Below are 16,329 nucleotides of genomic sequence, written 5' to 3' on the forward strand. Positions count from 1 at the left end.
AAAGCTCCTATTACGGGAGCTTTTTTGCTGGTTTTAGCCATTCAAGCATGGTCTGAATGATATCCTTTTGCTGCGTGAGGGCTGGAATGTCCGCAGGCTGATCACCTTTTTGTTTGCCGTACATGCCAAACTGAGCATGGTTCCCGCCTTTTATTTCATGGTAAACGGTTTGAGACGGCAGATTTGTTTTCGATTTCTTGATTTTCTCTTGTGTCGCAAGCCCATCCTTTTCACCTGATATAGAGAGTACGTTCAAGGACGATGATTTCAAGTTATCTGATGCTGGATAAGACGCAAAGAAAAAGAGACCGTCGAGCTTGCGCTGGTTTTTTTCTGCAAACATAGCGGCAGCTGTTCCGCCTAGTGAATGACCGCCAATATACCAGTGTTTGATCGTTTGATGAACTTTCATAATATCGTGTGCTTTGTTTGTATTAAAAATCGCAAACGAAAATGGCATGTCAGGGATAAAGACAGAATAACCTTTTTTCATCAGTTCATTCCCAATATAGGTATACGCAATTGGTTCCACCTTTGCCCCGGGATAGAGAATAATACCAGTATCGCTTTTTGCTGATGCAAATGTATACACATCGTTTTTATGTTCCACTTGCTCGATGTTCACTTGCTTTTTTAATGCGGCGGATGGTCCGTATGTAAAGCGGCTCCATGTATAGAAAGCACCAAAAGCCAAGATGATCAGTGCAAGTAATGTCATGCCTGTTATCTTCAGTATTTTCTTCATCGCATGTCCCTTCTTTCTCATGTACATATTAAATATACCATCATTTGCTCCTATGCCAAACGGCAAGCACGCTGATCCGTTTGTGTGATAAAGTATTAATCCATTAGCACTGCATTTGGCTGTTATTTACATTCGGTTTAGAAGGGCTTAAAATAGGTGTGCATTCAGAAGTAACGGAGGAAGAAAGACATGAAGCAGGGACATTCACAATTATGGATTGAAGCGAAAAATTACTTGTTCATTTTAATCGGATCAGCCATTGTGGCGATTGGATTTAATACGTTATTATTACCGAATCAGATTGCTGCAGGTGGAGTGAGCGGTATTAGTACGATTATGCAGTCATTCGGCTTTGAGGCGGCGTATGTGCAATGGGGACTCAATATTCCGCTGTTTATCGCTGGTTTTTATTTATTAGGCGGGACATTTGGCGTGAAAACGCTCGTTGGCTCTATTTTTTTACCTTTGATGGTGTTTGTCACAAGACATATTGCACCTGTGACACATGAAGCGCTCTTAGCAGCCATTTTTGGCGGAGTGGTGATTGGGATCGGAATAGGGCTCGTGTTCCTTGGAAATGGATCAACAGGTGGAACGGCGCTCGCTGCCAAAATCATCAATAAATATACAGGCCTCACGCTTGGCACCTGTTTAGCGATGATGGATGGCCTAATTGTCCTGGCTGCGATGACTGTTTTTGGGATTGAAGAGGGACTGTACGCTGTCATTGGTGTGTTTATTTCAAGTAAAACGATTGATGTCGTACAGGCCGGCTTCAGTCATTCGAAAATGGCGATGATCATTACAGGGCATGAGGATGAAGTCAGGCAGGCAGTATTTGATCAAATTGACCGTGGTGTCACAAAGATCTCAGCAGTCGGTGGATATACCGACCATGACCGTCCAATTCTGATGTGTGTCGTTGGGCAGTCACAATTCACAAAGTTGAAACAAGTGGTGAAAGCAATCGATGCATCAGCATTTGTCATCGTAATGGATGCAAAAGAGGTGCTTGGTGAGGGTTTTAAAAGGGCGTAAACAAGGATATAATAGCGTTGACCAAATGATTGTAAGGGAGGGAAATTGATGAAAAAAAGCGGATTAATGATGCTGTTTGCAGTGATGCTTCTTGTTCTTGCGGCTTGTGGAGGAAATTCAAGCAGCAGTGACAAAGAAGGCAGCAAAAGTGCTTCAACTGTGAGCAGTGGTGAGGAAATTTATCAGCAAAACTGTATTGGCTGTCATGGGAAAGACCTATCTGGTGGAGGCGGACCAAGCCTGAAAGAAGTAGGGAAGAAATATAATGAAAGCCAAATCGCAGATATTGCACAGAATGGTAAAGGCTCTATGCCAAGCGGAATGGTAGATGAGAAGCAAGCAAAAGAAGTGGCAAAATGGCTTGCAGGGAAAAAATAAAACCTTTGTCTAATCGACAAGGTTTTTTTGTTTTTATATGTAGAAAAAGACTTTTGAATAGTATGAAAACGTATTATATTAAATTTTATTAAAAAAATAAGGGTAAAAAGACATGTTTATCGGTTTTAATTGTTCTTTTTACCTTTTAACTATAAGTTTTGAAATATAAATGTAATACCATTGCGTCGATTCATGACGTATAATTGGAGTTGTTGAAATTTAGACGATTCATTTTTTTCATCTTTTTGGATGAAAAGGACATAAATTGCTTGTACGTATCGAAGGGTATGTGCGTGACCATACATAACGTTTTTTGACGATAAGTGTCAAAACATCATGATAAGCTGTTAGTCAGCAATAAGAAAAGATTAGGTGATTACATGATTGAAATGAAGGAAGTCTACAAGATCTATCCTAACGGTGTAAAGGCGATCAATGGAATCAATGTCTCTATCCACCCAGGAGAGTTTGTGTATGTTGTTGGTCCCAGTGGTGCTGGTAAATCCACTTTCATCAAAATGATGTATCGTGAAGAGAAGCCAACCAAAGGGAAAATCTTAATTAATAGCAGAGATTTAGCCTCAATTAAGGAAAAAGAAATTCCTTACGTAAGAAGAGAAATTGGCGTAGTATTCCAAGATTTCAAACTACTTCCAACCCTCACGGTGTTTGAGAATGTGGCATTTGCTCTTGAAGTCATTGGGGAACAGCCTCATATCATTAAGAAAAAAGTGCTGGATGTACTTGATTTGGTACAGCTCAAGCACAAAGCACGACAATTTCCTGACCAGCTGTCTGGCGGTGAACAGCAGCGTGTATCTATCGCTCGCTCGATCGTGAATAGTCCTGAGGTTGTCATTGCAGATGAGCCGACAGGAAACCTTGATCCAGACACATCTCTGGAAATCATGAAGACACTTGAAGAGATTAATAACCGCGGAACAACAGTCGTCATGGCGACACACAACAAAGAAATTGTAAACAGCATGAAGAAACGTGTCATCGCAATCGAAGATGGAATGATTGTGCGTGACGAAGCAAGAGGGGAGTACGGCATTTATGATTAAAACTCTCTCGCGGCATTTACGTGAGAGCTTCCGTTCACTTGGAAGAAACACGTGGATGACATTTGCATCAATTAGTGCGGTCACTGTCACATTGATTTTAGTTGGGGTTTTTCTTGTGATTATGCTCAACTTGAATAACATGGCATCGAACGCTGAAAAAGAAGTAGAAGTAAAAGTGTTAATCGAATTAACGGCGAATCAAAAGCAGCAGGATGAATTAAAAGCAGAAATTGAGAAGATTCCTGAAATCAGTGATGTGAAGTACTCATCTAAAGATGACGAACTAAAAGCGCTGATTAAAAGCTTTGGTGAAAATGGACAATCCATGGGACTTGTTGATCAAGAAAACCCATTAAACGATGCGTTTATTGTGAAAACATCTGATCCACACGATACACCAAAAGTAGCGAAGAAATTAGAAAACTTAAAGGGTACGTATAAAGTAACCTATGGAAAAGAAGAAGTCAGCCGACTCTTTAATGTGGTCGGAGTGGCGCGAAATGTAGGTATTGCGCTCATTATTGGGCTTTTATTTACAGCCATGTTCTTGATCTCTAATACGATCAAAATTACGATTTTTGCTAGACGTAAAGAAATCGAGATTATGAAACTCGTAGGTGCAACGAACTGGTTTATCCGCTGGCCATTCTTTATTGAAGGATTACTGCTTGGTGTATTTGGTTCTATTATACCAATCGCTCTATTGCTTGGCACATATCAATATGCAGTGGGCTGGGTGGCACCGAGAGTACAAGGCTCATTTATTTCCATGCTTCCATATAACCCGTTTGTCTATCAAGTTTCACTGGTCCTTCTATTGATCGGTGCAATCATTGGTGTATGGGGAAGCTTGACGTCTATCCGTAAATTCTTAAAAGTATAAATCTATTTTTGATGGCAGCACTCGAGAATTTGATAGAAGGTGTGACCGGTTGAACCGATTCATCCGGTCGACTCTTTATGCAGGCAGTTGTCATAGGAGGGGAATATCGTTTTGAAAAGAAAGCTGATGATGGCTGGAATGGCAGCGTTTATTGGAACAACGTGGCTATACATTCCAGGGAACGAGAATCGTGCATTCGCATACGAAGACCTAGATCAAAAACGTCAACAAATCGAAGAGAAAACATCAAAGACTGAATCCACTTTGAAGAAAAAGAAATCAGAGCTGGCTAAGCTTGAAAAGAAAGAATCCAAGCTCAAAAAAGAAATTGAAAAGATTGACCACAAGGTAAGTGCTGCAACTGAAAAAGTCGCTGAAAAAGAAAAAGAAGTCAAACAAACGAAGCAAGAGATCAAGAAACTAAAAAAAGACATTCAAGTCATCAATGATCGAATTGAAAAAAGAAAAGCTATATTCAAAGATCGAATTCGTTCGATGCAAAAAAGCGGCGGTACGATCAACTATTTAGATGTGCTGCTGGGTGCTCGCAGCTTTAGTGATTTTGTCGGTCGTGTTGGAGCTGTCACAACCATTGTCGAAGCAGACAAAGACATGATTACAGAACATGAAAATGATTTAAAGCTGGTGGAGCAAAAAGAAGCAGAGCTAAATAATCAGCTAAATGGACTTGAAACATCTCTGAAAGAGCTAGAAGAGTTGAAAAAGGATTTGTCTAAACAGCAAAAAGAAAAAGAGAAAATCTTAGGGGATGTAACAGATAAAAAGAACCATGCCCATGATGAATTAGGCAAACTTGAAAATGAACAAGAAATTCTAGCGAACCAAAAAGCGGCTGTGAAGTCTGAGGAAGCACGCCGCCAAAAGGAAGAAGCGAAGAGAGCAGAACAAGCAGCTGCTGAAAAAAGTGCACCTGCACCTCAAAGCGGCGGCTCGGATCAAGTATCTGATACACCAGCAAGCAGCTCCGGCTTTATTAAACCAGCTGCTGGCCGATTCTCATCTGGCTTTGGCGGACGTTCAGGCGGACAGCACTACGGTTTAGATATTGCAGCAAAAGGCACAGTATCTGTCGTCGCAGCTGCAGCTGGAACAGTCACGAACTCAAGCTACTCATCGAGCTACGGGAATGTGATATTCATTACGCATAATATCAATGGACAGACCTATCAAACGGTATATGCCCACCTGTCTACAAGAAGTGTGTCCACAGGGCAGAGAGTCGAGCAAGGACAATTCCTTGGATATATGGGGAATACAGGCCAATCACATGGTCAGCATCTCCACTTTGAAATTCATAAAGGATTATGGAATGGCGCTAAATCAAATGCAGTCAATCCAGCGCAATATATCCGCTAATCAAAAAGCCGATAACATCATGTTATCGGCCTTTTTGATTCTAAATGAAATTAAAATAACAGCAGTAAACCGGCAATAATAGGTGTTAACAGTACAGCCGATTTCAATAAGAGCTTCGGTGCAAGGCGTGTGAATTTTGCGCCAATAAATGCCCCTAATACTGTTCCGATTAAAATTTGAATCAGCAAGATAAAATCAACATAGCCCTCTGTAATATATCCAATTCCACCACCAATGGAAATCGGAATTATGACAAGCATTGTCGTGCCAACTGCCTGTCGAATGGAAAGTCTCAGTAAAATCAAAAGTCCTACTTGAATAAATGGTGCAGACCCGATACCAAACATACCTGACAGCAATCCGGATACAAGTCCTAAAATAATACCCCTTATGAGCAGCTGACGTGAAGAAAGCGGCTGATGCTCAGTGTCTTCCTTAAGAACAAATAATTTGATCATCATAAACACAGCGGATAAAAAGAGCATTCCAGCTGTTAAATAGTGCAGACTTTCTTCTGGAATAAAAGGAGCAACCTTAGCTCCTGCAAAAGAAGCAACACAAGCCAAAGCTCCGACAATCAAACCAGATTTCAGCTGAATATTCCCTTCCCGGTAGTGGCTGTATGCACCTGATAACGTCGTAAATGCCATTGCGGCTAAAGACGTCCCGAGTGCGGTATGGATAGGGATATCAAAAATTAACGTAAGCAATGCGATGACAAAACCAGCCCCGCCTGCTCCTACAAATCCTAATAAAATTCCTAATAAAAGCATCGTCAATATAATATACATAGCGAAGACTCCTTCTCGATCATAACAAAATAAAAATTACACCTAATGAAATGATTAGTCAAGCCTTCGCGGGAGAATGTCTTTACATGAAATCCCTTCTTCTGGCATATAATAACTCAGGTCATCAGGAAGAGTTGAAGAAGGAGGCCAAATATGAAAAAACAAATCGCATCTATTATGGCAAGTGTCGTTCTATTAATAAGTGCAGGGGTGATGGCGCATAAAGAGGGAACTCATGCGGAGTCACCGCAAGCAGCTGTTGCAATGGCTGGACAAGCTCAATCAAGTGATAAGGCGAAAGAGAATGGGATGGAGAAAATCGAGAAAGCCTATGACCTGATATCGAATGAATATGTAGAGGAAGTGGATCGCCAAAAGCTGCTTGAAGGCGCCATTCAAGGAATGCTTTCAACTTTAAATGATCCGTACTCAGTATACATGGACAAGCAAACCGCCAAGCAATTTTCTGATTCGCTTGATTCTTCTTTTGAGGGAATTGGGGCAGAAGTGGGAATGGATGAAGGAAAAATCATTATCGTCTCTGCCTTTAAAAAATCCCCTGCGGCAAAAGCAGGTCTAAAGCCGAAAGATGAAATCATCAGCATTGATGGTGAGCCGATGAAAGAAAAAAGCTTAAACGATGCTGTACTGAAAATCAGAGGAAAAAAAGGAACATCTGTCGCTCTGAAAATCAGACGAAATGGGATTGAAAAAGAGTTAACATTCCATATCAAACGAGAAGAAATTCCGCTTGAAACCGTGACTTCTTCTGTGAAAGAGGTAAATGGTCATAAAACGGGCTATATCGCGATCTCTAGCTTTTCTGAAGATACTGCGAAGGATTTCACGTCAAGCCTGAAACAACTCGAGAAAAAGGGCATAGAAGGTCTTGTGCTGGATGTGAGAGGGAACCCTGGCGGCTATCTGCAAAGTGTAGAAGACATTTTGAAGCATTTTATTACGAAGGATCAGCCTTATATTCAAATTGCAGAACGGAACGGCGACAGGAAACGGTATTTTTCAAAACGGAAAGAACAGAAGCCTTATCCAGTCAATGTCTTAATCGATAAAGGCAGTGCATCCGCTTCTGAAATACTTGCTGGTGCTATGAAAGAAGCCGGAAAATATGAAGTCGTCGGTGATGTCTCCTTTGGGAAAGGCACTGTGCAGCAGGCGGTTCCAATGGGTGACGGCAGTAACATTAAATTAACGCTGTATAAATGGCTCACGCCAAAAGGGAATTGGATTCACAAAAAAGGTGTCGTACCGACAATTGCGATTCATCAGCCAGATTACTTTACCGTAGGCCCACTTCAACTGAAAGAACCGCTTCAGCTGGATATGAACAATGAAGAAGTGAGACAAGCACAGACGCTGTTAAAGGGATTGTCATTCGACCCCGGCAGAGTAGACGGCTACTTTGATGAAGAAACGAAAAAGGCGGTTCTAGCCTTCCAAAGCACATACAATCTCGATAAATCAGGTGTGATTGATCTGAAGACAGCGAAAATGATGAACAAAATGGTGGATGAAGTGAAATCCTATGAGAAAAATGATCTTCAACTGCAGACTGCACTAAAAGCACTATATCTTAAAAAATAAAGAGGCGAATAAATGCCTCTTTTTTTTGGTTCATAAGTGTCACGAACATGTAATAGTTTATTCTTAAAAATAAATTATATCGAGAAATATATTCATTTATTTTACAAAAAACATAACATTCCTTCGATTTTACCCGATAACATATTTATATAAGAGACTTTCTGTTGATTTAAACATGTCATGAAAATGAAACTTTTGAAAGTTGTATGTTACATAAATAATTCTTACAATATAAAGTAGCACTCATTTTAAATATTTTATTTTTTGCGGATATTCAGCTTGAGCATTAAGCTGTACCGAGGTTTGCGCTTTTCTTAAAAGAACTAGTAAATGGGGGTACACAATTGAAAAGGGCAAGTATTGTGAGAGAGAAAAAATATTACGAGTTGGTAGAGGAGCTTAAGAGTCGTACGAAAGATGTGACGTTTTCCGCTACAAAGGCATTAAGTCTGCTCATGCTGTTAAGCAGGTACTTGGTCAATTACACAACGGTAGAATCAGTCGACGAAATCGATGAAGACTGTGCTGAGATATACTTCAATTATTTAATGGATAATCATAAGAGACTTGGTATAAACTTAACCGACATCAAGAGGTCGATGCAGCTGCTCGGCGGCATACTAGATGTAGATGTCAATCACTACTTAAAAGATTTTTCACTGTCGAATGTCACACTTTGGATGAATCAGGAGAAATAAACCTGGTGTCAAGCATCGATTTATTTGATAGAATAAGAGAAAATGCTTGACTTGGGCGGTGAACGATAATGAGCTCGGAGTGGATGGGAGCTGGATTAAAAGCGGTCGGTCTGTTTTTAATCCACCCTCTTTTTTATTTCATGATATTAATCAGCCTGTTACATGGCTACATCCGCGTAAAGCGGGAGAGAAAAGCGTTTCAAACAAGAATAGAAGATGTATACGATGAACTTAAATTTACATATTCAAAGGGATGGATTCTAGGGATTTGCCTATCCGTCATTTCAGTAGGCTTAGGGATTGCCCTCCCGCCTGGATTCATCGTGCTGATTGCAGCGATGACCATCGTTTGCTCTTTATTCTTTAAGGCGAGTGCGCTTTCGTCTGCATACACACTCGGTTTCAGTTTTATTGCGGCACTTGGACTAATGTATGTCCAAGTGAGCCATTCTTGGCTGCCGCAGCTCTCAATGATGAATGCATCAGCCGTTGTTATTTTGCTAGGTCTTTTATTAATGACCGAGGGGATTCTAGCCTATCGAACGGCGCATTTACGAACATCGCCTGCAATGGTGATGAGTGCGAGAGGACTTTTGATTGGCCAGCAGCGGGCAAACCGCCTGTGGCTTTTACCGCTTGTTTTGCTGATGCCGGCAGGTGAGTTTACTTCTTCTCTGCCATGGTGGCCGGTGCTTCAAGTACACGATCAAAGCTTTTCATTTATTTTGATTCCATACATCATCGGTTTCGGGCAGCGGATTCAAGGATCACTGCCAATTGTGAGCATTCAAATTACGGCACGGCGTATTCTCATGCTTGGACTCGCTGTTGCTTTACTAGGTGCTGCCAGTATTTGGTTTGAGCCGATTGCATGGGGAGCTGTATTGATAGCGATTGTCGGAAGAGCTTTCCTCTCATGGAAACAGAGAGTCAATGACAATGCGGCTCCATTCTACTTCTCTAAGCGTAATCAAGGGCTGATGGTGCTGGGAATCATTCCGAATACACCTGCAGCTGATTTAAAGCTTGAGATCGGAGAAGTCATTACAAAGGTGAATGGAATTGAAGTCAAAACCGTTTCGGAATTTTACGAAGCCCTTCAAACCAATCGTGCTCTGACAAAGCTTGAGATCATTGGCTTGAATGGTCAGACAAGGTTTGAGAAACGCGCTTCTTACGAAGGGGAGCATCATCAGCTTGGCATCCTGTTTGTGAAGGATGATCCACAGCAAGAATCAACGGCGATTTCATCATAAAAAAAAGCTGCTAGAGATGGCAGCTTTTTTCTTTTGGGCGAGCTTCTTTTCCATAGGATTCGCCCCATTCACGCATAGCGAAGATGATGGGTTTTAAAGTATCTCCAAGAGAAGTGAGTGAATATTCGACACGAGGAGGGACCTCCTCATAGACTTTTCTGTGAACAACGCCGTCTTGTTCTAGCTCGCGCAATTGCAGCGTGAGAACACGCTGAGAAATCCTGGGCAGAAGCCGGCGTAATTCGTTGTATCGTTTTGGACCGCAAGTCAAATGATAAAGGATCACTCCTTTCCATTTTCCTCCTATTACACTCGTTGTGGTTGAAACGGGACAGCCATGATTGACAATACTGACTGGATTGGATGGTGCACTCATCTTTACACTCCTTTCTAAGACGAAATGGGTGATAAACGAACATGATTGTACCTAACGAACAAAAATGTGCGTACTTGAATCAATGGAAGCTTTTCTTTTACCATAGAGATATCACATCACACATTCGGGCTGTTTGTTTTATTATCATAACAATTTCTATATGGGAATGGAAAGAAATTGGATTGGTGAAACTTCACACCCTAATCGTTCACTAGAAAGGATGAATACCATGCGAGACAAAGAGCAATTAAAAAAAGAAATCATTGAGGCGTATGAATTCCGTCATGCGACAAAAGAGTTCGACCCGACGAAAAAGATTCCAGAAGATGACTTTGCGTTCATTTTAGAAACAGGAAGACTTTCCCCAAGCTCTGTCGGATTTGAGCCTTGGAAATTTCTCGTCGTTCAAAATGAAGCATTTAGAGAGAAATTAAAAGAATATACATGGGGTGCGCAAAAGCAGCTTCCAACTGCCAGCCATTTTGTGATCATTTTGGCAAGAACAGACGCCCGGTATGATTCAGCATATGCAGAATACATCAACAAGGAAATCAAGGGAATGACAGACGAAACGTTTGAAATGGTAAAAGAACGCTACAAAGAATTCCAAGAGAATGATCTTCATTTGATGGAAAATGACCGTACGCTCTTCGATTGGGCTTCCAAACAAACGTATATTGCCCTTGGAAATATGATGACAGCCGCGGCACAAATCGGCATTGATTCATGCCCTGTTGAGGGATTCAGCTACGATGAGATTCATCGTATTCTTAAGGAAGAAGAATTACTTGAAGGTGGTCAGTACGACATCTCTGTCATGGCAGCCTTTGGGTATCGAGTCATTGAGCCAAAGCGCGGCAAAACGCGTCGTCCGATGGATGAAGTAGCCGTTTGGATTCGTTAAAAGAAAATGTCTGAAAAAGGCTGTTGACAATTGCGTGGTTAGTCAGTATATTTAAAAAATAAAATCTTTGATAAATAGACAAATTGACTATAAAACGCTTTGACTTGAGAATAGTAAATGAATATCCGTTTTCTAAGAGAGCTGCGGGATGGTGCAACGCAGTAAAACGAATCATTGAACTCGCTCAAGGAGCGGCAAGACTGAATGAATAGTAAGTCTTTACGTGTGACCTCCGTTATCGGGTTTCAAGTTGGATTCAGCTATGTCTGAATCAATAAGAGTGGTAACGCGGTTGCAAGGTCAGTCGTCTCTTCAAGGAGATGACTGGCCTTTTTATATGCTTTTATCTTATATTTGTCTGAAGATTCAAATTTAAAGGAGCTATAGAAAATGGAAAAGGAACATGTGCAGTTAAAACGAACAATGACGTCAAGGCATATCATGATGCTCGCACTTGGCGGTGCCATCGGTGCTGGTCTGTTTAAAGGAAGCAGTTCTGCCATTGATATCGCGGGTCCTGCTGTCATTTTGGCATATATGATTGGTGGTCTTATTTTATTATTTATTATGCAAGGACTTGCCGAAATGACGGTTGCACGACCTGGCGCTAGAACATTTCGTGATTTAATTGAACCTGTGTTAGGCAAATACCCCGCCTATTTCTTAGACTGGATCTATTGGAAAATGTGGGTGCTGAACATTGCAGCAGAAGCGATCGTGTCTGCAATCTTTATTCAGTACTGGTTCCCGCAAGTACCAATATGGACACTTGTGTTAATCATTTCACTTGTTGTGACATTGATCAATGTTTGTTCAGTCAAAATGTTTGCTGAGACAGAATACTGGTTAGCCTCTATAAAAATTGCTGTCATTCTTTTATTTATTATCATTGGGTTAACGATGCTGTTTGTCTCATTCGGACAGCATGCAGCACCGGGATTATCCAACTTAACCGACCACGGGGGATTTTTCCCGAATGGAACGGGCGGCTTAATTGCGGCAATGCTGGTGGTCGTGTATTCATATGGGGGAACTGAAATGATTGGGGTCACATTAGCAGAAACAAAAAACCCTGAAAAAGTCATCCCAAAGGCCATTCAAAGTACATTTGTACGAATCATCGGTTTTTATGTACTTCCGTTCTTCATCATCGTCAGCTTGATTCCTTGGAATCAAGTAAACAATGAGCAAGTGAGTCCATTCGTCACGGTGTTTGCAACGATTGGTGTGCCATATGCAAGTGATATCATGAACGGGATTATTTTACTAGCGATCTTGTCTTCTATGAACTCTGGTCTGTATGCTTCTTCAAGGGTACTATTTACACAGGCGATGGATGGCCGTGTATGGAAGGGTTTTTCTAAGCTGTCGAAACAGCAGGTGCCAGTCAGAGCGATTCTAGTATGTACATCTACTTTGTATGCAGCCGTATTAATCTCTCTTTTTGTAGGAAGTCAAACCTTTAATTATTTAATGGGATCTTTAAGCTACACAGTCTTATTCATCTGGTTTATTATTGCTGTTGGGCATCTAAAGTCTCGAAGCGTAACAGCACCAGGAGGATATCGCGTCAAGCTGTATCCTTTCACGACATGGTTTTCTGTCATTGCGATCATTGCCATTTTTATTGGCGTAGTATCAACAACTCCGATCGTCCAAACCTTGGTCACAATGGGTATCTATCTCATCATCACTCTTTCTTTCTTCATCAATAGAAAGCGGTTTGAAACAGTTGTTTAATTTAAAAGCGTGCAGGACTTTTGAAGAAGGTCTGGCACGCTTTTTTAATAGTTTTATTGTTTGAACTGAAGCAATCGACTCTCCTTTTGAAAGGAATTGATGCATAAAAGTAGATGATCAAAAAGGGGCTGAAAATAGCTGTTCGAATTTAGACGACTGATGCACATATATGGATCAAGCGAATGACCCTACCTATAAAATCTAATTTGTTATATCATAGGCAGGTTTTCATCGATCGGAGTATTTGGCAGCTGAATGATGGCTGTCGTACTGCATCCTGGCTCAGATTGAACATCGAACGTGCCATGATGTTTTTTCATGATTTGATAGACAATGGCTAGTCCAAGACCGGAGCCGCCATCTTTTCTCGTACGTGCCTTATTTACTCGGTAAAATCGCTCAGAAACATGTGGAAGGTCTTCTTTTGGAATGCCGTTGCCCTCATCTGTCACTCTCAATTCAGCCATATGCTGGTGAACTAGTAATTCAATCGAGATCGATTTTCCAGAGGGAGTGTAATGAATGGCATTGTCCAGTAAATTACGAACCACTTGTTGCAGCCGATCGCTATCGCCATACACAATACAATCCTCATCAAGTGTTCGTTTCAGATAAATGCCTTTTTGATTAGCGATAAATGCCATTTGATCAAGAACGTCATGAATCAGCTGTGCAAAGACAATTGGCTCCATCGTTAGTGGATAAGAATCACCTTCTAGCTGCGCAAGGTCTAAAAGATCGTGCACAAGCCGGCTTAAACGTGCGGCCTCATCCTGGATGATGTGCATTCCTTTTTTTTGATCAATGATCCCTTCTTCAATTCCTTCAGCATATCCTTTCATATAACTTAGCGGAGTCCGAAGTTCGTGAGAGACATTCGCAAGAAATTCCCTGCGGTGCTGCTCAACTTTTTCAAGGGTAGAAGACAGTTTGTTAAAGGAGCGGCTCAGCTGGTTTAACTCATCTCCGTTTTTGGTCACAGCCATACGTTTTGAAAAATCACCAGATTCCATTTCCATAGCAATTTCTTTCATTTGATTAATTGTCCGCACGACTTTATTGGAGCTTTTATATCCGATAAAGAAAATCAGGAGCAGGATCAATAAAATGGATATGCCAAGTGTCAATCTGATTTGGACAAAGGGTTCATACACATCCGATAAGGGCATGGATAGAAAAATTGTCCCCGATAGCTCATCTTTGCTTGAGAAAACAGGGATAGCGATGCCAAGAATATCTTGATGAAACTGTGAGTGTTCTCTAATCAGCACGACGGTTTCCCCTTGAAGGAGCTTTTGGCGTTCCTTGAACGTAATGAGATTATCATTTGTGTTCGTATCAAAAGGAAGACCACTTGAAAGCTCCATTGGGTCATCTGTAAAAATAATGTTCGCCTGACTTGAGTCGTTTGCCCATTTTATTCTATCGGTAAAATACGTATCTTTCCCGTGTTTATGATAGATTTGTGCCAACTTTTTACCTTGTAAACTTAAGGAATCGATCTGTTTATCAATATATAAGTGCTGGTATAAGTAATAGGTAAGGGCAAGAGCTGAGGCAGCAACGATTCCGGTCACTACAAGGATTAAGAAGAGCACTTTCTTTTTAATCGATAAAGGCTTCATTCTTCCTCCTCAAACTTATAGCCGACACCCCAAACGGTTTTAATATGCCGTTCCGCTCCCTTTAATTTCAGTCGTAGCGTTTTGATATGTGTATCGACTGTTCGTAAAGAGCCGCTCGTGGAATGTGATTCCCACAATTTTTGATATAGCTGTTCTCGTGAAAACACTTGGCCTTGATTGAGTAAAAGAAACATGAGTAAATCGAATTCTCTTCTAGTTAAATTAATGGGCTCCTGATGGATATAGACTTGTCTGCCATCCTGATCAATCTCCATGTCACCAATCTGTATTCGGCTGCGCTTTAGCGAAAGACCTCTAATTCGTCTCAAGGTTGTTTCAATTCTTGCTGCAAGCTCACGTAGACTGAAAGGCTTCATGATGTAGTCATCCGCACCAATTTCTAGACCTCTAATTCGATCCTCCTCATAACTTCTAGCTGTTAAGAATAAAATGGGGATTTGAGATGTTTGCCGAATACGCTGACAGACTTCAAATCCATCCATATCAGGCATCATGATATCCAGTACAACAAGGTCAACGGGTTCCTTTTCAAGCTGACGTAAGGCATCCATTCCATTATTAGCTGTGATGATGTGAAAGCCTTGTCTCTTTAAAAAGGATCCGATTAACTCAAGCATATCGAACTCATCGTCTACGATTAAAATATTCATTTGTTCTTTCATTTCTTTTCCTCCAACACGATAGCATAAGGTCCTGATGGGACATTCAGTCGATTTTTCATCATGAATGTATGTTTATCAATAATTGATACTGAATTGTCATCTAAGTTACTCACATATATTGATGTGGTATCAGCGGTGATATAATTCGGGTTTTGACCAGTTTCAACAGAAGCAAGCTGCTTATTTGTCTCTGTATCTACTTTGTATAGCGTATGATCTCCATGACAAAGTACATATAAAGTAGAAGAATTTTTCTCTGAAAAGAATGCAACGGGCATAACGCCTAGTTTCATTTCTCGCTGCTTTTTACCTGTTTTTGGGTCGTAAGAAAAAATGCTTTTATTTAAGGTACCTTGTTTACCGTGTCCACCGACCCAAATGGACTTTCCATCAAAATGAATACCAGAAGGCCGTTCAAGTACAGAGAACGTACGTATATGTTTTTGCTTCTCAATATCTATGACGGAGACAGTATGACTTTCTGCATTTAAAACAAATAAAGTACCTGAAGAAGAAAGTGTCATAGAAGAAGGTAACTTTCCGGTCTTCACAGTTGCTTTTATTTTTTTACGCTGCGTATCAATAAAATAAATGACATTTTTCTGTGTATCCGCTGCAATTAAGGTGTGAGAAGCTGCATCATATGTAAGAGAAGTCAGCCCTTTATTCACATCCATATAATCTGTTGCTGTACCTTTTTTTAAATTAATTTCGATAAGCGATTCTCCTTCTTTACTTGTTGCAATGATGACGTCTTTGTTGATTTGGATAAGGTCAGTGAGCGGATGTTTTAAATCAACGGAAGAGATCATTTTATTCTTTTGTAAATCAACTATTGAAAAGGAAGCTTTTTTTAATTGAGAGATGACCGCGATCGATTGAGAGCTGCCAGGTGGATTAAATTGCTGGTCTTTGCCACAGCCTGACAGGAATAATATTAGAGCTGATAAACAGATCAAAACATATTTTGCACGTTCCATTCTTCCGCTCCTTTGCGTCCTATATTTTCAAAAAGCATACCACAAAAATTGTGAAAAAAAATCGAAGTTATCAGTACTGGAAGAGATGAAAAACAGCTTTTAGGTGGGTGAACGGGGACAATTTCGATCGAAAGTTCCTTTTTTGTCTAGTCATATGGCTTTTTTTCATCTTTAAAAAAGGATTTT

The 16,329-nt window shown here is 40.7% G+C and carries 16 protein-coding genes and 1 other annotated feature; of the genes, 10 read left to right on the forward strand and 6 right to left on the reverse strand.

The window, feature by feature from the left end:
* Positions 1–10 precede the first annotated feature (10 nt).
* Positions 11–745: an alpha/beta family hydrolase gene (locus ACP7A0_RS07880; protein WP_066031686.1), complete on the reverse strand. Its 735-nt coding sequence runs from the start codon at positions 743–745 to the stop codon at positions 11–13.
* A 189-nt stretch (positions 746–934) separates the two neighbouring features.
* Here ACP7A0_RS07880 and ACP7A0_RS07885 point away from each other — a divergent pair, with 189 nt between their 5' ends.
* The 5 genes from ACP7A0_RS07885 (at position 935) to ACP7A0_RS07905 (ending at position 5,488) form a co-directional block, all read left to right on the forward strand.
* Positions 935–1,783 (forward strand): YitT family protein, encoded by an 849-nt coding sequence (locus tag ACP7A0_RS07885; protein ID WP_003212797.1) that lies wholly within the window; start codon positions 935–937, stop codon positions 1,781–1,783.
* 48 nt (positions 1,784–1,831) lie between these two features.
* Positions 1,832–2,161, forward strand: a complete 330-nt coding sequence (gene cccB / locus ACP7A0_RS07890) for a cytochrome c551 (protein WP_060597381.1) — start codon at positions 1,832–1,834, stop codon at positions 2,159–2,161.
* 380 nt (positions 2,162–2,541) lie between these two features.
* The gene (gene ftsE, locus ACP7A0_RS07895; RefSeq protein ID WP_034660129.1) at positions 2,542–3,228 is read left to right on the forward strand and encodes a cell division ATP-binding protein FtsE; all 687 of its coding nucleotides are present in this window, start codon (positions 2,542–2,544) and stop codon (positions 3,226–3,228) included.
* Positions 3,221–4,111 (forward strand): permease-like cell division protein FtsX, encoded by an 891-nt coding sequence (gene ftsX / locus ACP7A0_RS07900; protein ID WP_034660128.1) that lies wholly within the window; start codon positions 3,221–3,223, stop codon positions 4,109–4,111. Before ftsE ends, ftsX begins: the two co-directional genes overlap by 8 nt.
* Before the next feature lie 111 nt (positions 4,112–4,222).
* Positions 4,223–5,488, forward strand: coding sequence for a murein hydrolase activator EnvC family protein (locus ACP7A0_RS07905; RefSeq protein ID WP_034660127.1), 1,266 nt, complete (start codon positions 4,223–4,225; stop codon positions 5,486–5,488).
* Positions 5,489–5,538: 50 nt separating this feature from the next.
* Here ACP7A0_RS07905 and ACP7A0_RS07910 read toward each other — a convergent pair whose 3' ends face one another.
* On the reverse strand, positions 5,539–6,279 hold the full coding sequence (locus ACP7A0_RS07910) for a sulfite exporter TauE/SafE family protein (protein WP_034660126.1): 741 nt from the start codon (positions 6,277–6,279) through the stop codon (positions 5,539–5,541).
* 153 nt (positions 6,280–6,432) lie between these two features.
* Between ACP7A0_RS07910 and ACP7A0_RS07915 the strand changes: the two genes are divergently transcribed.
* From ACP7A0_RS07915 to ACP7A0_RS07925, 3 genes are all read left to right on the forward strand, one after another.
* A complete protein-coding gene (locus ACP7A0_RS07915) occupies positions 6,433–7,881 on the forward strand; it encodes a S41 family peptidase (protein WP_106156652.1) in 1,449 nt (482 codons plus the stop codon).
* Between the two features lie 344 nt (positions 7,882–8,225).
* The gene (locus tag ACP7A0_RS07920) at positions 8,226–8,579 is read left to right on the forward strand and encodes a swarming motility protein SwrAA (protein WP_007500014.1); all 354 of its coding nucleotides are present in this window, start codon (positions 8,226–8,228) and stop codon (positions 8,577–8,579) included.
* 68 nt (positions 8,580–8,647) lie between these two features.
* On the forward strand, positions 8,648–9,835 hold the full coding sequence (locus tag ACP7A0_RS07925; RefSeq protein ID WP_340973887.1) for a PDZ domain-containing protein: 1,188 nt from the start codon (positions 8,648–8,650) through the stop codon (positions 9,833–9,835).
* Between the two features lie 10 nt (positions 9,836–9,845).
* Here ACP7A0_RS07925 and ACP7A0_RS07930 read toward each other — a convergent pair whose 3' ends face one another.
* Entirely contained in the window at positions 9,846–10,211 is a 366-nt protein-coding gene (locus ACP7A0_RS07930; RefSeq protein ID WP_034660123.1) for a winged helix-turn-helix transcriptional regulator, read from the reverse strand.
* A gap of 229 nt (positions 10,212–10,440) precedes the next feature.
* Between ACP7A0_RS07930 and ACP7A0_RS07935 the strand changes: the two genes are divergently transcribed.
* Both ACP7A0_RS07935 and ACP7A0_RS07940 read left to right on the forward strand, forming a co-directional pair.
* Complete coding sequence (locus ACP7A0_RS07935) at positions 10,441–11,115, forward strand: NAD(P)H-dependent oxidoreductase (protein WP_034660122.1); 675 nt, start codon at positions 10,441–10,443, stop codon at positions 11,113–11,115.
* Positions 11,116–11,205: 90 nt separating this feature from the next.
* Positions 11,206–11,430 (forward strand) — a binding site (T-box leader).
* A gap of 75 nt (positions 11,431–11,505) precedes the next feature.
* A complete protein-coding gene (locus tag ACP7A0_RS07940; protein ID WP_034660121.1) occupies positions 11,506–12,855 on the forward strand; it encodes an amino acid permease in 1,350 nt (449 codons plus the stop codon).
* Positions 12,856–13,064: 209 nt separating this feature from the next.
* Here ACP7A0_RS07940 and ACP7A0_RS07945 read toward each other — a convergent pair whose 3' ends face one another.
* From ACP7A0_RS07945 to ACP7A0_RS07955, 3 genes are read right to left on the reverse strand one after another with little or no spacing between them, the layout of a single operon-like run.
* Complete coding sequence (locus ACP7A0_RS07945; protein WP_426004787.1) at positions 13,065–14,480, reverse strand: HAMP domain-containing sensor histidine kinase; 1,416 nt, start codon at positions 14,478–14,480, stop codon at positions 13,065–13,067.
* On the reverse strand, positions 14,477–15,163 hold the full coding sequence (locus ACP7A0_RS07950; RefSeq protein ID WP_106039041.1) for a response regulator transcription factor: 687 nt from the start codon (positions 15,161–15,163) through the stop codon (positions 14,477–14,479). The genes ACP7A0_RS07945 and ACP7A0_RS07950 overlap by 4 nt, the downstream gene beginning before the upstream one ends.
* Positions 15,160–16,143, reverse strand: coding sequence for a YncE family protein (locus ACP7A0_RS07955; RefSeq protein WP_106039042.1), 984 nt, complete (start codon positions 16,141–16,143; stop codon positions 15,160–15,162). Before ACP7A0_RS07955 ends, ACP7A0_RS07950 begins: the two co-directional genes overlap by 4 nt.
* Positions 16,144–16,329 lie beyond the last annotated feature (186 nt).

It is taken from the genome of Bacillus sp. DWP3-1 (genome assembly GCF_049896565.1).
Taxonomy (GTDB): Bacteria; Bacillota; Bacilli; order Bacillales; family Bacillaceae; genus Bacillus.

What these genes read in the sequence shown, in the direction of transcription:
- ACP7A0_RS07880 (WP_066031686.1), bottom strand. Translation starts at nt 745, where the DNA reads ATGAAGAAAATACTGAAGATAACAGGCATGACATTACTTGCACTGATC.
- ACP7A0_RS07885 (WP_003212797.1), top strand. Translation starts at nt 935, where the DNA reads ATGAAGCAGGGACATTCACAATTATGGATTGAAGCGAAAAATTACTTG.
- cccB (WP_060597381.1), top strand. Translation starts at nt 1,832, where the DNA reads ATGAAAAAAAGCGGATTAATGATGCTGTTTGCAGTGATGCTTCTTGTT.
- ftsE (WP_034660129.1), top strand. Translation starts at nt 2,542, where the DNA reads ATGATTGAAATGAAGGAAGTCTACAAGATCTATCCTAACGGTGTAAAG.
- ftsX (WP_034660128.1), top strand. Translation starts at nt 3,221, where the DNA reads ATGATTAAAACTCTCTCGCGGCATTTACGTGAGAGCTTCCGTTCACTT.
- ACP7A0_RS07910 (WP_034660126.1), bottom strand. Translation starts at nt 6,279, where the DNA reads ATGTATATTATATTGACGATGCTTTTATTAGGAATTTTATTAGGATTT.
- ACP7A0_RS07915 (WP_106156652.1), top strand. Translation starts at nt 6,433, where the DNA reads ATGAAAAAACAAATCGCATCTATTATGGCAAGTGTCGTTCTATTAATA.
- ACP7A0_RS07925 (WP_340973887.1), top strand. Translation starts at nt 8,648, where the DNA reads ATGAGCTCGGAGTGGATGGGAGCTGGATTAAAAGCGGTCGGTCTGTTT.
- ACP7A0_RS07930 (WP_034660123.1), bottom strand. Translation starts at nt 10,211, where the DNA reads ATGAGTGCACCATCCAATCCAGTCAGTATTGTCAATCATGGCTGTCCC.
- ACP7A0_RS07935 (WP_034660122.1), top strand. Translation starts at nt 10,441, where the DNA reads ATGCGAGACAAAGAGCAATTAAAAAAAGAAATCATTGAGGCGTATGAA.
- ACP7A0_RS07940 (WP_034660121.1), top strand. Translation starts at nt 11,506, where the DNA reads ATGGAAAAGGAACATGTGCAGTTAAAACGAACAATGACGTCAAGGCAT.
- ACP7A0_RS07945 (WP_426004787.1), bottom strand. Translation starts at nt 14,480, where the DNA reads ATGAAGCCTTTATCGATTAAAAAGAAAGTGCTCTTCTTAATCCTTGTA.
- ACP7A0_RS07950 (WP_106039041.1), bottom strand. Translation starts at nt 15,163, where the DNA reads ATGAAAGAACAAATGAATATTTTAATCGTAGACGATGAGTTCGATATG.
- ACP7A0_RS07955 (WP_106039042.1), bottom strand. Translation starts at nt 16,143, where the DNA reads ATGGAACGTGCAAAATATGTTTTGATCTGTTTATCAGCTCTAATATTA.